Genomic DNA, 15,410 nt, shown 5'->3' with positions numbered 1-15,410 from the left:
CATGGAAATCGACACCTACGGCAACGTCGATACCTTGTACTACGTCATGCAAGGCATCGCGTCTTTCATGGGCAGCGGCACCTGGACGGGCCTCATCCGTTACACGTTGCTGTGCGGTGTGGTGATCTGGACGATTGTAGCGATCGGTCGGAAAGGCTATGAGATCTTCCGCTGGTTCGCCGCTGCAATGCTGATGACGCAGCTGCTGTTGCTGCCGATGGAAAACGTATTCATCACCGACGTCAACAATGTGCGGCCGACCCGGGAGGTGGATCACGTCCCGATATATCTGGCTGCGGTTGCCCAGAGCTTCACGCTCATCTCCCGTGTGCTGACGCAGGCGTACGAAACGGTTTTCTCCGTTCCGGATACGCTCACCTTGAAAAAAGGCGATGTTGGTTTCGGTATCTCGGTGTTACAGAAGGTGAACAAGGCTGAAATCTCCGATCCCGGGCTGCACGCCGACCTGATCCAGTTCTTCAAGGAATGCACCGTCTACGACATCCAGGACGGCGCGATTGATCCGAAGACGATTATGAGCGGAACGGATCCGTTCAATACCGTGTTCACGTCGACCAGCCCGGCGCGGTACGTCACCACCAACACCCTCACCGCAAATCCAACGACGGACACATGTTCCGCGATCGGCACGTTGCTGCTCATGCGCGTACAGGACGCCGAGCAAGCGGCCGAGCAGATGTACGGCAGCGAGATGTATCCGGAGATCTCCGACGCCTCCTTGGCGAAGGCGGAGTTTGTCAACGCGATCGGTGATTCATACGGCTTCATCCTCCAGTCGTCGCAGAGCGCGTCGTCGGCGCTGCGTCAGGCGATGTTCAACAATGTGTGGCGTCAGGCGGGCGCTGAGCTGCCCGCGATGCTGAACGATCCGGCGCGCGTTGCTGAGGTCAATGCGTTGATGAGTTCGGCCCAAGCGGCAGTCGCGACGAACGGCTCCCTCTCCAGCATGGCGATCCTCGCGAAGAACACGCTACCGACCGTGCGGAACTATGCCGAAGCGATCATCTATGCCGTTTTCCCGCTCATTCTGGTGCTCTGCTTGATCAGCGGTGCGGATGGCGCCAAGCGGATTCTCGCGATGTACGCCAAGACGGTGGCGTGGGTATCAATCTGGCCGGTGCTTTTCGCGGTGATCAACGGGCTGTCGTTGATCCACCTCAGCCACGAGATGCGCTCGATGTCGCTGCAGGCCGGCGTGCCGTTCGGGATGGCCGCGAAGTTCGGCTCGACGTTGGTCGACGAACAGGCACTGCTCGGATACATGGTGATGCTGACGCCCCCACTTGCGTGGATGCTGATCAACTTCGCATCGATGGGTGTTGTCGGCGCGTTCTCGCAACTGAGCGGTGCGTTGACAGGATCTGCTCAGCAGATCGGCGGCCAGCAGGCGCAGGGCGACGAAAACATCGGCAACGTCCATATGGATTCGTCGTCGATCGACAACGCATCGCGGAACGTGACGTCGGCCAACAAGTACGACAACACGGTGCAGTCGCGCACCGGCTCGATGAATATCGATACCGGTAACGGATCCGCCTTCACCAATTTTGGCAATGGGTTGATCGCGCGCACCGAGTATCAGAACAGCCTGGGGGTCTCTGCCGCGTCCCAGGATTCTTTCGAGCGGTCGCTTGGCACCGATACGTCGACCGGGATCGCCGCGAACCGAACCAACTCGACGTTCTCCGGCCGCGAGCAGCTCGCGTCTAGCACGAACAGCGTATCGAACAGCCAAGAACGCGGCAGCACACAACGGCTGTCGGATGACGCCAGTTCGGGCACGCGTGGTTCCACGAGCCAATCGGGCGAACGCCGGACTTCAGTTGATCAGCAATACGCGGTCGATCAAGCGCACTCGGTTGAAGGCCAAACCTCGGTGGGGGGTAAGGGCTCCATCATGCTCGGCGGGGGCTTTGATAAGTCATTCTCCGATGAAGGGGCGGCAGTTCCCAGCGGTGGTGGTGGAGGCAGCGGCCCATCTCGGGCCACCGGCCGTGGTCCCACTGCGAATGGCGGGTCGGGGACCAACAATCCAGTTGCGAATTCGCCAATATTTGACCAAGCACAAGAAGACAAGCTTGCTCGGAAGGCCGAGTCTCTCGGCAAATCACCGCAGGAAGTCCAAGCCATCCGAGATGCATATCGGTCGAAGGTGCGGGCCGCCGACTACGCCAATGGAGGAGGCACAGGAAAAGGTCGGTCTAGTTTGAAATTTGGTCTCGATTTGGCAGCCGAGGGCGGATACACACGCTTCTGGAGAAATTCCGACGCCCAGAAGTTCGTCGATCAATACGGAAGTCTCGGGGCTTTTACCGAAAGCGACCAAGTCAGCCACGAGGGTTCCCAGACCCACACGGACTCCACCGGTATGGATTCGGGGCAGCATGTCCGCACCGACCACTCGGCTTCTCTGACGGACCAAGTCTCGTCCGGATCGCGTGTCGCCGCAGACCTCTCTCGCAGCGCTGACGTACGCCAGCGCGGGTCGACGCAAATGGTTTCGCGCGTCGATACCTCGACCAACCTGATGACGCCCGAGAACCTGCAGGCGGTCGCAGCGCGCAATGGGATGCGTTACAGCCAATTGATGACGCTGCCCGCTTCGCAACTTGCTCGGCTCGTCGCAGAAGACGCGTCGATGCGCGACATAGTCTCGCGCAACTCCACTTTGCCGACCACCGCTCGTGACGGCACCGCTCTGCCCTCAAGCGGTGCCGATGTCGTTCGGCAGAACCAACGCAATCTGGCTGGTGTTGGTGCAAATGCTCCCGCAGCGTATCAGCGCTTCGCGGGTGCGGTTGGCCCTGTGGACGCTACACCCCTCGATGTTGCAACGCCAATGCCGCAGGTCGTGACCGACGCGCAGCAGCGGGTGGACGGCATGCAACAACGCGTTACGAACGAGGCCGCCGCGCCGATCAAGCAGGTACGGGACCACGTGGACCCGTCGGCCGACAACAAGTCACTCATGACCCCTGAGCGAGCACCGGGTCGGCCGCTTTCAGCGTCGCCGGCACCGGCCTCTGCTTCCAACGAGAACGCACCGCTCACCGCATGGATCAATGCGATCCAGCCGACCGCACCGGCTGGCGGAACTGCTTCCCCGGCGGCGGTCCAAAAGTTCCTGAATCCGCAAGCCACGGGAAACGGACCGACCTTTGAAGCTGCTCGGGTGGTCGGACCAGGCACGCAGGCCTCTGGTACGCCATCGCGCTTGTCGGAGTCTGACTTCCGGATTGTGGCTTTGAATCCCGACAACGATCGCTTGCCATATGGGCAACATGGCCGTCAGGCGGTCGATGCATCGAGCCGGGCCTCGACCAGTTCGACGTCGTCGCAGGCGAACACCACCGCGCTGGGCGGGGCTGCGATCGACCATGCTGCGCCCACCGCTGCCGGCGCACAACAAGGCGAATCGGCGCGACCGATTGATCGGAATCGATTGGTTCCATCGACTCACTCCCGCACGCCGGCCGCTCCTGTGTCGCCAGTGTCGATGATCCGTGGCGACAGCGTTTCGGTGTCGCCGCAGAGTGGCCCAACAGCTCGGAACAGGAATGCGTTCGACACGACGCCGCCGGCCACGCCCGGAACGAGCACCGCCGCCCGACCAGTTTCTGCTGCCGCTCTCTCGACGGCGGAAGGTATCCCGGAACAAGGCGGGGCGACTCGATCCTCCGTTGCAAATCGAGTCCCGCCATCTGTTGGTTCTACCACGTCGGCTACCGCCGTGCCGACTGCGTCCATGAAACGCAGCGGTGGCGTCTCGGCATTGGCACCGACAACCGCAACGGGGCGCAACGCGGCGGCGATCGACGAAACGAAGTCCTCTCAAACCGTCGCGAGTACGACCGCCCCCGTACTTCCGTCGTCCACGCGTCCCACGGTGAGAGATCCGGGGACGGGTGGTGACAACAGCGCGAGCGTCGCGTCACAAACCGCTGGAGTTCAAACCAAGGCGAGGTTCGACCAGGCGCCGGCTGGCCAGTTGCCTGCGGTTGGGGGCGCGATGCCCACGGCTCCCTCGCAGTACGTCGGTCCCTCGAACACAGGCGGTTCAGAGGCAAATGCTCTGCGCGACGAGTCGGCTGCAAGCGGCCCGGCAACGTCGCCCAGCGCTCTCGCGTCGTCGAATCGGCTCGGGCGTGGGCTTGGCGAGGACGTGCGTCCGATGAAGTCGATTCCCAGCACTGATGCCGCAACAGGTGATCTCAATGACCAATGAAAAAGGGGCCTTGCGGCCCCCTCGAGAAGTGAAGAACTACCCTTCACCAATTCCGAAGAGAATCGTTCGGCCCATGGTAAGACTGCTTCCAGCTGTTCGTGTAGTCGTCCACAAGGCTGCTTTGCCGACCGAGTCCGTCGTGATGTCCGTTGTAAGACCTATCGGTCAGGGCGATGTGGCCGAATTTCACTGCAATGCCCAGCTGCGCAAACACGCAGAAGATACAAGACAAAAGTGCGCCGAACGCAAGCCATTCGAATGGCAGTTGCATGACCGTTATCACGAGGGCAGCAATGAGCAGCGTGAACAGGTAGCCCCACATGATTTTTCGATAAATCAGTCGACCGCTTCGCGAAGCGATAAAGGAAGTGAAAACCGAATAAACCACTGCAGCCATGACTGCAAAGAAATTCGCGAGCACATAGTCCATGATGAGCGTCCCCGTACGCAATTAGTGTTGACGTTACGCCTGATCTGGCGTAGCGGCAAGTTAATCCTCGGTGACGCAATTCGTCCCGGCGTCCTTTCAATTACGTCTCGTATTCGGGTTTTGTCGACGGTGAGTCGAGTGCGCCTCGTGGCGCTCACGATTCCCGCACTGCTTCTCGCTGCCTGCGCTGCGCCCCATGGCGATGACGCTTGCGCCGGCCCCTATGCCGCTGGCGCGCAGACCTCCGACGTCGGGAGGCCGGCGTGAAGTTCCTCCTCTTCCTGGTGATCGTGGGCGGTGTTGGGTACTACGTGCTGCATGACGGCCCAACGCCCGATTTGGGCAATCTGCCATCGTCTGTCAGCCATCTGGCTGGATCGCTGAAACACCCTGCCGAAGCCACCTCGCATTCGGAAAGGTCTTCCTCGACGGATCGTGCCTCGGTGCAATTCGCCACCTCGCCCGACGGCCAGGCCGAGGCGTTGGTGTTGAGCGTCATCGACAGCGCGCAGTCGGAACTCGACGTCGCCGCTTATGAGCTCACCAATCGCCGCATCGTCACCCATCTGATTGAGCGCGCCCACGCCGGCGTGCAGGTTCGTGTCGTCCTCGACCGCTCTCAGCTCGACGGCCGCGGCTCGAAGCTCGCGGATCTCGTGGCCGCCGGCGTTCCGATTCGCATCGACATGGCCGTGCCCCTTATGCACGACAAGTTCATCGTCGCCGACGGCGATACGACCCAGACCGGATCCATGAACTACACGCAAGCCGGCGCGTACCACAACGCCGAAAACGTCCTCGTCATCTGGCACCACGCCACTGTTGCAGCAGCCGTGCGCGCCGCATGGACGCGGCTCTGGAATGAATCGAAACCGTACCCGGCAGTTTGATTCGGGACGCACGTAAGCCCACCAATTTCACTGGAGAACACGATGCCTCACGTTGATTACGAAGTCGCCTGCCGGACGATCGGCCAACTGATCGCGCACCAGGTTGCAGTCATCGCGGAAGAAGAGTCCCGAAGCCAACCGGATGCCGCACGTGTTGCGGCAGCAGACGTTGAACGCAAGGCGCTGGTCGCCGCGCGTGACGCGCTGCAGCCGGACGACGCTGCGGCGATTGCGCGTGCGTTGGCCGTGTACGGCCCGCGCGCCTGGCAACTGAACGCCGATCCCGCCTGAGTCCGGAGCCCATCATGGACACGATTCCGGATTTCGTGATGCAGCGCGCTTACGAGCGTGTGGAGCGCGAGGCGATCGACGGCAGCCGCGAGCAAGCCGAACCGCGAGCGGTCTTGTTCGGTGGTCAGCCAGGCACCGGCAAGACGGCCCTCGCACGCCAGGCGATGACCGAACTTAGTGAGCGCGGCGGTGCCGTCTTGATCGACGCGGATCGCATGCGGGAGAACCTCCCGCAGTACAGCCAGCTTCTTCGCCAGGATCCGCAACACGCAGCCGACCTGACTCATGCCGATGCCGGTCGCTGGGCTGGCCGGTTGACCACTGCGGCATCCGAAGCGCGACGCGATCTTGTGATCGACGGGACGATGCGCAACCCCGAGAGCCTGCGCAATCTTGCCCGGCGCCTCAGCGAGCGCGGTTACAAGCTGGAAGTTCGTGGCGTGGCGATGCCCGCAGAGGTGTCGCTCACACGTGCGCAGATGCGTACCGAGCGTGAAATCGCGATAACCGGTGCCGGGCGGGTCGTCAATCCCGAGCAGCACGACCAGGCCTATGCCGGCATGGTGGAAACCGTCGCGTTGCTCGAGCGTGAGAAGGCCGTGGATCGAATCCTGATCGTGGACCGGCATCACCGCGAGGTATATCGAAACGAACTCCATCAGGGCGAGTGGCGGGAGCCTCAAGCGGCCGCGGCGTCGATCGCGCGTGAGCGCGAGCGTCCGATGACGCATGGCGAGATTGCCAATCACGTCCAGATGCTCGATGACGTCCTGGCGGCCCGTACCGCGCGTGGCGCACCCGCACCGGAGATAGCCGACGTCGCGCAGCGACGTGAACACGCGCTGGTCGTCCAGCAAGGTGCGGCACAGGGGTTGATAGTGCGAGCGCCAGGTGAAGATGTGTCCCATCCTGATCGAAGCCTGCGCGACATCCTCCGGTCGATGACGCGCGACGTTCCGAACCTCGGAGGTCACTATCCCGATCCGGTCGCCGAAGAAATTGCCGCGTCACGCCACCTGTCGGCGCTTGAAGCCAGACTGCACGAGCTTGGGGCGACCCGGCTGACGCCATTGGATGCCGGCGCATCGTCAGTGGTGCTGGCAGCCGGCGACAAGCACGTGGTGCGACTCGATAACGGCGACCTCGCCGCTCGTCCGAAGCTTCCAGAAGTGTTGCAGCCAGTGGCAAGCGGCACCGAGGGCAATCTGAGATTCGAGATCATGCCCCGCGCGGATATGCGGGGAATTACGCCCGCCGATGTCGAGCGGACAGCCGAAGCGCTTCGGCGACAGGGATATCACTGGGGCGATCAGGGCGTCGACAATCTGGGCGTAGTCGACGGTCGCGTCGTAGTCGTGGATCCGGGCGGCATCGAGCGACTGCGCGAGCGGCAGCCGTTGCAGGCAGCGCGCCAGCCCGGCGAGGCAAAAGCGGAAGTCGAAATCGATACGGCGCGCGCGCCGCGCCGGCGTACCGTTGACCACGCTCGCGACGCCGAGCGCGGCCGCGCCTTCGATACCTTAGGCCGGGATCAAGCGCTCGCCCTCTTCCCCGAGCTCGACGCAGCCTATCACCACCTCGATACGCGGACCTCGATCAGCGCGGTCCCCCAAAGCGAAATCGAGCGCGCCAACCTGTCCGAACAGATTCACCGCGGCCAGTTGCCCGACGGTGACGTGCCGGACGACGTTTCGCGTCGGGCGATCGGCTTGGCTGGCGATCACCACAACCTGATTCTGCGTGACGCGCAGCAGCTGGAGCGCAACTACCGTGGTGAGGTGCTGGCCAACTCGACGCACCACTCGCTGGTCAAGATCGGCCAGACCGTTGGCATCGTCTATCCGCGCGATCGACTGTCCCGCGATGTCGAGGTTGGCGAGCACGTGGCGATTCAGTATTCGCCCGACAGCGCATTGCACCAGGTCAAGGACCGCGATCACGAAATCGAGCGCGCGGACCGATCGTACGACCACCAACATGCGATCGAGCGATAGGAGCCGCCATGTTCCTGTTCAACCGCCCCAGACGTCTGCGACCGGTTCCGCATTTCACGCGGCTCTATCTCGCTGAACGTCGCCATATTCGCCGCCGGATGTGGACCAGCCCCCGACTGCTCCGTATCGAGGCCGACTGGGCGACCCGCTACGTCGCGCAGTGGCTCGCACTCTGCTGGTTGGCATGGGCGCCGTCTCTGTTCCTCTGGGAGCAGTTGATCACCAACGGATTCCACCTGGATTACCCGATCGTCGTCGTGCCGCGCTCGTCGCTGGCGATCTACGGGCTCACCGGCATCGTCGTTTCGATGCTCTACGTCTGGTGGCGACCGTACATCAGCTACGTCGAGCTGCAGGTGAAGCGCCACATGGACGACTGGTATCGCGCTGTATGTGAGGCCGAGCGAACCGGTCGTCGGTATTAACTCAACAACGAATCACCTTGTCTTTTACAACCGTTGATCACACCACGAGGTAGACCATGAAATTCACCAAGAACACGTTCCTGATCGTCACCCTGTCGGCTGCGGCGTTGCTTGCTGGTTGCGCCACCACCGGTAACGAACATCTCGAAAACGTCACGCAGTCGAGCGTCCAGGCTCAGATTCAGCAGGGCAAGAGCACGAAGCAGGACATTCAGGATGCCTTCGGTTCGCCGAACAAAACCACGTTCACGGATTCCGGGCTCGAGATCTGGACATACGAGCTTGCGCATGCGACGCCGCACGCCATCAACTTCGTGCCGATCGTCGGCGCGTTTGCGCACGGTGCGGACGTGCGAAAGAAGACGTTGACCGTGTTGTTCGATGACAGCGGCGGCGTCAAGAAATACACGTTCTCCGAGACCACCGACGTGGCCAAGGGAGGCATCGGCCAGTAAGCGCCGCCACCGAATTGATCCCCGGAAGTGTGTGTACCCATTTCGCACTTCCTTTGACGCCAGCCGGCTGGCCCGGCTGGTCTTTTTTCCCCTGACATTGCATATCTGCAGAGGCACCAAGGATGAACCAACATCGTGCATCTCTCATTGAGCGACGGAAAGCTGCTGCGTCGATTGTGTGGCCTGAGGGCACCCTAATCCTCACCAATCCGAATCCCGATCCCGCGGCGCGGCGCACGCTCAAGTCGCTGGCGTTTGCTTTGGCAATCGTGCTTTGCATGTTCGCCATCACCGGCCAGAACGGCCCGCTGCAGGACTGGGCTCGCTCGAGGGACAACCTCGACATGCGGCCGGCGATGGAGACCGCGATGAAGGACGGAAACCGTGCGGCCGCTACTTGGCTCGCGGTTCACTTCCATCGCGACTATCCGGGCTTGCTGCAGGCAGAGTCGGACGCCGGCGAGCCGACCGCCATGTACCTGATCGCCCGCATGCGTCTGCAAAAACACGCGGCCACTGCTGATCACTCGCTGGCACCAGTTGATCCGGATCGAAACGACGGCATGCAACTGATGCGGCGAGCCGCGGCTGCTGGCAATCAAGACGCGCTGCGCTATCTGGTCAGCCGATCCGAGAAGTGACCACCACGATGTATTCCGAAAAATGCCCAGCGTGTAAGGGAGAAACCAGTATGCGTACGCCTCCCCGTCGCCATCCAGTTCATCCTCGTCATGTGCGAGTGATGCTCGTCGTGCTGGCGCTCAGTACTTTGTTGCTGATTGCACCGATCGCCTCCTTGGATGCGCTCGGTTTCTGGAACAGCGCCGAACCGCTGTTTGTCGGCACGTTTGTGACCGCAACGTTTTTCTTGCCGGCGGTGCGTTTGGCATGCACTCAACGTGGATCGTGGAGCGGGCTACGTCGAGCACAAGGCGGCTTGCGCGACTTCGGCCTGTGTGTCGGTCTGCTTTGCGTGGTGGTGATGATCGTCATCGTTTGGAACTCGCATTCGCTGTCGGTCGCTCTGGCCAATACAGTCTTCGACGTGTGTTTCGATGGGATGGTGGACGGAGCAACGCTGTACCTCTGGAGCGTGGCCGTGCTGCCGGTCTTGCATGGCCTCGTCTGGGCCGAATTTGCATGGAAGCAGAGAGGTGCTCGATGACGGTTTCCGTTCGCGCTGCACTCCATTTCGTCGCATGTGCGTTGCTCGCTTGCATGCTGAGTGTTTTCGGCTCGCACCCGGCGCACGCCCAACAATTTCTATCGCCGGATCAAGCGTTCCGCGTTCGCATGACTGAAGAGCGTGGCGCGGTTGTCCTCCACTTCTCGATCGCCGATGGCTACCGTCTTTACGGCGATCGATTTCGGGTCGTGAGTGATGACGGCCGGGCGCACCTCGGTGAGATCCAGCGAGGCGCCGGCAAGGTCGTAGCCGATCCGAGCGCGGGGCATCCGGTGGAGGTGTTCGAGCACGAAGTGAGGTTGCGTGTGCCGGTCAATGCTCACGACATGTTCGGTCTCACCGTGACCTACCAAGGCTGTGCAATCAACCAGATCTGCTACCCGCCGATGCAGCGGACCTTTCCGGTGATTGCCGCTGCGCTGCTCGCCCAGCCCGAGGTCTCGCGATGACGGCCGCACTGTCTGCGCCGGAGCGCCGCTGATGCTGCTGAAAAAACTCCCCTCTGTTCCCGGAATCTTGGCGGAGGACAGGAACAGAGGGTTCCAGGCCCTGCGCGAGCGCAGGTGTAACCGTCCCGTAGTCCGGGATCTCGATGTTGAGCGGGGATTGTAATGAAAATCAGGAGCAGACCCACACCAACTGGAATTTCGATCGCGATTGCCGCTGCACTCGCATCGATGTCCGGCGAGGTGCTTGCGCAAACGGCTGGCGGGGGAGCGATCTCAGAAGGGAATAATGCGGTCGCCATTGGTGATTTTTCCGTGGCCATCGGGACGGCGGTCACCTCTGTCGGTGCGCGTGCGTTGAGTTTTGGTTACACGTCGACCGCGGTCGGCGCTGATTCGATCGTACTCGGTACATCCAGCACGGGACAGACGAATGCGGTGGCCATCGGAAACACGACAGTGGCCGGTGCAAATGCAACTGCGATGGGGCCTGCTGCTGTGGCCGCAGGTGACGGTTCTGTCGCGATCGGCAATGGCGCGGTCGCGAGTAACCCGCAGGATGTAGCAATAGGCTCGGGATCGATCACGGGGGCGGCGCACCCGTTCAATAGCATCGGCATCGCTGGCCAGAACTACTCGGTGGCGGGGTCAACCTCCAACGGCGTGGTGAGCTTTGGCGCGCCGCAAAGTCCGAGGCAACTCACCAATGTCGCCGCTGGCGCCGTTAGCGCAACGAGTCTCGACGCCGTTAACGGGTCCGAGCTTTATCAGATGGGTCAGGCAGTCGGCAGCCTCTCGACGTCGACCAGTCAGTCAGTAAATTCACTGTCGACTACGACCGCCAACAACGTAACCGGCATCGCCGGCATATCCACCGGGCTCGCCGCGCTGTCCACGACGGCTGCACAATCCGTCGCGTCGCTGTCGACAGGGGTGGCAACGAACAACGCGAGTATCACGACCCTGTCGAGCGGCACGGCCTCTGGTATCGGCTCGCTCTCAACCGGCCTGGTCGGCATCGACACGACGGTCGCGAACTTGTCCACCAGCACGGTGGGTGGGTTCGCGTCCCTGTCGACGTTGACTGCCCAAACGATCGGTAGCCTTTCCACGGGTATGGCCAGCTCGATCGCCACGCTGTCGACAAATACGTCGCAGTCGGTCACATCGCTCTCGACCGGCATCGGGAGCAACACGGCGAGTATCACGAGTCTATCGAGTGGTACGGCCTCTGGCATCGGCTCGCTCTCAACCGGTCTGGCCGGCATTGACACGACGGTCGCGAGCTTGTCCACCACCACGGCGGATGGGTTCGCGTCCCTGTCGACGTCGACTGCCCAAACGATCGGTAGCCTGTCCACGGGTACGGCCAGCTCGATTGCCACGCTGTCGACCAATACAGCGCAGTCGGTCACATCGCTCTCGACCGGCATCGGGAGCAACACGGCGAGCATCACGATGCCTATCGAGTGGTATGGCTTCTGGCATCGGCTCGCTCTCTACCGGTCTGGCCGGCATTGGCACGACGGTCGCGAGCTTGTCCACCACCACGGCGGGTGGGTTCGCGTCCCTGTCGACGTCGACTGCCCAAACGATCGGTAGCCTGTCCACGGGTACGGCCAGCTCGATCGCCGCGCTGTCGACCAATACGGCGCAGTCGGTCACATCGCTCTCGACCGGCATCGGGAGCAACACGGCGAGCATCACGAGCCTATCGAGTAGTACGGCCTCTGGCATCGGCTCGCTCTCTACCGGTCTGGCCGGCATCGACACGACGGTCGCGAGCCTGTCCACCAACACGGCCGCCGGGTTCGCATCCCTGTCGACGTCAACTGCCCAAACAATCGGTAGCCTGTCCACAGGTACGGCGAGCGCGATCACCACGCTTTCGGCCAGCACCAATCAGTCGATCACATCGCTGTCCACGACGACGAGCCGGTCGATCGCATCTCTTTCGACGGGCCTCGCCGATGACGGCGCGGCACTCTCGGCACTCCAGTCCGGTCTGGCCGCTGGGACTGTCGGCCTGGTTCAGCAAACCGGCGGCGCCAGCACCGGCACGATCACGGTCGGCGCCGGCACTGGCGGCACCGCACTCGACGTCGCAGGCACAGCGGGCGCGCGCCAGGTCAAGGGCGTGGCTGCTGGCACTGATGCCACCGATGCGGTCAACCTGCAGCAGCTGCAGGGCGTGGCGGCTCAGACGGGTGCGATCGGCTCGAGCGCAGTCGCCTACGATGATGCCTCGCATACACGCGTTACCTTCGGTGTAGTAGGTGCGCCCGTGACACTGACCAACCTAGCGGACGGGGCCCTGAGCGCGAGCAGCACCGACGCCGTCACCGGTCGGCAGCTCTATGCTGCGCAGCAGGCAACGATCGCCAACACGGGCGCGATCGCCGCCTTGTCCATTTCGACGCAGGCGGCCACGTCCTCGCTTTCGACGGGCGTCGCCAATAACGTCACCTCGATCGCGAGCCTCTCGGCCAGCACGACCGCATCTCTCTCGTTTCTGTCGACGGGCTTGTCTTCAACTAACGTCAGCGTGTCGGGTCTTGCGTCCAGCCTGACAGCCGGGATCGTCGGGCTGGTTCAGCAATCCGGTGGTGCGAGCACCGGCACGATCACCGTCGGCGCCACCACCGCCGGCACTGTGCTCGACGTTGCCGGCACGGCGGGCGCGCGCCAGGTCAAGGGCGTGGCTGCTGGCACTGACGCCAGCGACGCGGTCAACCTGCAGCAGCTGCAGGGCGTGGCGGCTCAGACGGGTGCGATCGGTTCGAGCGCAGTCGTCTACGATGATGCCTCGCATACACGCGTTACCTTCGGCGTAGTAGGTGCGCCCGTGACACTGACCAACCTAGCGGACGGGGCCCTGAGTGCGAGCAGCACCGACGCCGTCACCGGTCGGCAGCTCTATGCTGCGCAGCAGGCGACGAGCGCCAACACGGGTGCGATCGCAGCCCTGTCCACTTCGACGCAGGCGGCCACGTCCTCGCTTTCGACGGGCTTGTCCTCAACCAACGTCAGCGTGTCGGCTCTCGCGTCCAGCCTGACAGTCGGGACCGTCGGGTTGGTTCAGCAATCCGGTGGTGCGAGCACCGGCACGATCACCGTCGGCGCCGCCACCGCCGGCACTGTGCTCGACGTTGCCGGCACGGCGGGCTCGCGCCAGGTCAAGGGCGTGGCCGCTGGCACCGACTCCACCGACGCGGTCAACCTGCAGCAGCTGCAGGGTGTGACGGCCGCAGTGGGCGCGGTCGGCGCCGGCGCGGTTTCCTACGACGACGCGACGCATTCGCATATCACCCTTGGCGCACCCGGTGGTCGATCGCCCGTCGTGCTCACGAACGTCGCCGACGCTGCATTGACGGCCACCAGCACGGACGCCGTGGCTGGCCGGCAGCTCTATGTCGCCGAACAGGCGATCAGCAACAACACCGTTTCGATCGCGACGCTGTCGACGTCGACGGGCATCGCCGTGTCGTCGCTGTCCACCAGCGCGGCCAGCAGTGGCGCGACGCTTGCCGCGCTGCAGTCGGGACTGGCGAGCGGCACTATCGGTCTGCTGCAGCAAGCCGGGGGCGCCAGCACTGGCACGATCACGATCGGCGCCAGCACCGGCGGCACTGCCCTTGATGTAGCCGGAACCGCGGGCGCGCGCCAGGTCAAGGGCGTGGCCGCCGGCACCGACGCCACCGACGCGGTCAACCTGCAGCAGTTGCAAGGCGTGGCGGCTCAGACCGGCGCGATCGGCGCGAGCGCGGTCGCTTACGACGATGCCTCGCATACGCGCGTCACCTTCGGCGCAGCAGGTGCGCCCGTCACCTTGACCAACGTCGCCGACGCGAACCTGACCGCGACCAGCACCGATGCAGTTTCGGGGCGCCAGCTCTATGCGACCAACCAGAGCGTTTCCGCCTTGGCTGGCCAGCTCGCGGCGGGCACAGTCGGGCTCGTCCAACAACGCGGCGGCTCGAGCGCCGGCGTCATTACGATCGGCGCCGCCACTGGTGGAACCAACATCGACGTAAGTGGCATCGCCGGCGCGCGCCGCATCTCCGGCGTGGCAACTGGTATCAACGTCACGGATGCGGTGAACGTCGGCCAGCTGAATCAGGTCATCGGTACGGTCAATACGATTGCCGGCAACGCGTTGTCCTACGACGACCCCACCAAGCTCAGTGTGACGCTTGGAGGTATCGGTGCCGGCGCCGCCGTCTCGATTCACAACCTGGCGCCCGGTGCGTTATCCGCGGCCAGTACCGACGCGGTGAACGGTGCCCAGCTCTTCGCAACCAATGCAACCGTCGCCGCCAACACCAGCGCGATTAACGCCCTTTCCTCCAGGCTCGGCGCCATCCTGCCGTCGAGGTTCAGTCAGAGCCAACCCGAGCCCGGTCAGGGAAGCCTCAAATATGCCGCCTTCAACAGCACCGGCTCCGGCTCCCTCGCAACCGGGACGGATGCCATGGCGGTCGGCAGCAGTGCGGTGGCCGCTGGCGATCGTAGCGTCGCACTCGGCCTGGGTGCATCGACGCCAGGCGCCGCTTCGGTCGCCGTTGGCAGCGCAGCCGCCGCCACCGGCGTCAATGCGGTTGCGCTTGGCGCCGGCTCGGTGGCCGATCGCGATGACTCGGTGTCGATCGGCAATGCGGTGACGGGTATGACGCGAACGCTCGCCAACGTCTCGGCTGGCACGGCACCGACCGATGCCGTCAATGTGCAGCAGTTGAACGACTCCGTGACGAGCCTAAGCAACCGCATCGAACACGACCGGCGCGACGCCAACGGAGGCATCGCTGCGGCAGTCGCGATCGCCAGTCTGCCCCAGGCGCCAGCACCCGGGAAAAGCATGGTGGCGATCGGGGGAGGGACATACGCAGGGCAGTCCGCGATGGCCCTCGGCATTTCGACCTACGCAGGCCACTGGATTCTGAAGGCAAACGGCTCGACCGATACACGCGGCACCGTGGCCGCTGGCGTAGGCGCTGGCTTCGTCTGGTAATCAAGGAGAATTGAAATGAACGCGTCCCACCCCGTGACC

At 63.3% G+C, this 15,410-nt stretch carries 12 protein-coding genes and 1 pseudogene; 11 read left to right on the top strand and 2 right to left on the bottom strand.

Annotated elements, in window-relative coordinates; translation table 11 throughout:
* Position 1: 1 nt before the first annotated feature.
* Positions 2–4,246: a conjugal transfer protein TraG N-terminal domain-containing protein gene (locus tag VL15_RS15015; RefSeq protein ID WP_230684454.1), complete on the top strand. Its 4,245-nt coding sequence runs from the start codon at positions 2–4 to the stop codon at positions 4,244–4,246.
* 43 nt (positions 4,247–4,289) lie between these two features.
* Here VL15_RS15015 and VL15_RS40090 read toward each other — a convergent pair whose 3' ends face one another.
* Positions 4,290–4,676 (bottom strand): hypothetical protein, encoded by a 387-nt coding sequence (locus VL15_RS40090; RefSeq protein ID WP_196319589.1) that lies wholly within the window; start codon positions 4,674–4,676, stop codon positions 4,290–4,292.
* Between the two features lie 263 nt (positions 4,677–4,939).
* Here VL15_RS40090 and VL15_RS15005 point away from each other — a divergent pair, with 263 nt between their 5' ends.
* The 9 genes and pseudogenes from VL15_RS15005 to VL15_RS43805 all read left to right on the top strand — a co-directional run.
* On the top strand, positions 4,940–5,566 hold the full coding sequence (locus VL15_RS15005) for a phospholipase D family protein (protein ID WP_053077647.1): 627 nt from the start codon (positions 4,940–4,942) through the stop codon (positions 5,564–5,566).
* Between the two features lie 42 nt (positions 5,567–5,608).
* Positions 5,609–5,857 carry a hypothetical protein gene (locus VL15_RS15000; RefSeq protein WP_048246415.1) on the top strand — a complete coding sequence of 83 codons (249 nt, stop codon included), beginning with the start codon at positions 5,609–5,611 and terminating at the stop codon, positions 5,855–5,857.
* 14 nt (positions 5,858–5,871) lie between these two features.
* Positions 5,872–7,851 carry a zeta toxin family protein gene (locus VL15_RS14995; protein WP_048246414.1) on the top strand — a complete coding sequence of 660 codons (1,980 nt, stop codon included), beginning with the start codon at positions 5,872–5,874 and terminating at the stop codon, positions 7,849–7,851.
* Between the two features lie 8 nt (positions 7,852–7,859).
* Positions 7,860–8,276, top strand: coding sequence for a hypothetical protein (locus VL15_RS14990; protein WP_048246413.1), 417 nt, complete (start codon positions 7,860–7,862; stop codon positions 8,274–8,276).
* A 56-nt stretch (positions 8,277–8,332) separates the two neighbouring features.
* Positions 8,333–8,731 carry an outer membrane protein assembly factor BamE gene (locus VL15_RS14985; protein WP_048246412.1) on the top strand — a complete coding sequence of 133 codons (399 nt, stop codon included), beginning with the start codon at positions 8,333–8,335 and terminating at the stop codon, positions 8,729–8,731.
* A gap of 122 nt (positions 8,732–8,853) precedes the next feature.
* Entirely contained in the window at positions 8,854–9,372 is a 519-nt protein-coding gene (locus tag VL15_RS14980; protein ID WP_048246411.1) for a hypothetical protein, read from the top strand.
* 101 nt (positions 9,373–9,473) lie between these two features.
* Entirely contained in the window at positions 9,474–9,896 is a 423-nt protein-coding gene (locus VL15_RS14975; RefSeq protein ID WP_048246410.1) for a hypothetical protein, read from the top strand.
* The gene (locus tag VL15_RS14970; protein WP_048246409.1) at positions 9,893–10,366 is read left to right on the top strand and encodes a protein-disulfide reductase DsbD N-terminal domain-containing protein; all 474 of its coding nucleotides are present in this window, start codon (positions 9,893–9,895) and stop codon (positions 10,364–10,366) included. The genes VL15_RS14975 and VL15_RS14970 overlap by 4 nt, the downstream gene beginning before the upstream one ends.
* Before the next feature lie 162 nt (positions 10,367–10,528).
* A pseudogene (locus tag VL15_RS43805) lies at positions 10,529–10,912 on the top strand (adhesin); the annotation flags it as partial.
* Between the two features lie 260 nt (positions 10,913–11,172).
* Here the strand turns inward: VL15_RS43805 and VL15_RS43175 are convergent.
* A complete protein-coding gene (locus VL15_RS43175; RefSeq protein ID WP_230684465.1) occupies positions 11,173–11,820 on the bottom strand; it encodes a hypothetical protein in 648 nt (215 codons plus the stop codon).
* Between the two features lie 17 nt (positions 11,821–11,837).
* On the opposite strand from VL15_RS43175, the gene VL15_RS42700 reads away from it, so the two are divergent.
* A complete protein-coding gene (locus tag VL15_RS42700; protein WP_230684453.1) occupies positions 11,838–15,371 on the top strand; it encodes a YadA family autotransporter adhesin in 3,534 nt (1,177 codons plus the stop codon).
* The last annotated feature ends 39 nt before the right edge of the window (positions 15,372–15,410 follow it).

Source organism: Burkholderia cepacia, assembly GCF_001039005.1.
Lineage (GTDB): Bacteria > Pseudomonadota > Gammaproteobacteria > Burkholderiales > Burkholderiaceae > Burkholderia > Burkholderia theae.
This window is presented reverse-complemented; position numbering and strand designations above follow the sequence as displayed.

Coding starts and splice junctions, on each gene's coding strand:
- VL15_RS15015 (WP_230684454.1), top strand. CDS start 2: ATGGAAATCGACACCTACGGCAACGTCGATACCTTGTACTACGTCATG.
- VL15_RS40090 (WP_196319589.1), bottom strand. CDS start 4,676: ATGGACTATGTGCTCGCGAATTTCTTTGCAGTCATGGCTGCAGTGGTT.
- VL15_RS15000 (WP_048246415.1), top strand. CDS start 5,609: ATGCCTCACGTTGATTACGAAGTCGCCTGCCGGACGATCGGCCAACTG.
- VL15_RS14995 (WP_048246414.1), top strand. CDS start 5,872: ATGGACACGATTCCGGATTTCGTGATGCAGCGCGCTTACGAGCGTGTG.
- VL15_RS14990 (WP_048246413.1), top strand. CDS start 7,860: ATGTTCCTGTTCAACCGCCCCAGACGTCTGCGACCGGTTCCGCATTTC.
- VL15_RS14985 (WP_048246412.1), top strand. CDS start 8,333: ATGAAATTCACCAAGAACACGTTCCTGATCGTCACCCTGTCGGCTGCG.
- VL15_RS14980 (WP_048246411.1), top strand. CDS start 8,854: ATGAACCAACATCGTGCATCTCTCATTGAGCGACGGAAAGCTGCTGCG.
- VL15_RS14975 (WP_048246410.1), top strand. CDS start 9,474: ATGCTCGTCGTGCTGGCGCTCAGTACTTTGTTGCTGATTGCACCGATC.
- VL15_RS14970 (WP_048246409.1), top strand. CDS start 9,893: ATGACGGTTTCCGTTCGCGCTGCACTCCATTTCGTCGCATGTGCGTTG.
- VL15_RS42700 (WP_230684453.1), top strand. CDS start 11,838: ATGGCTTCTGGCATCGGCTCGCTCTCTACCGGTCTGGCCGGCATTGGC.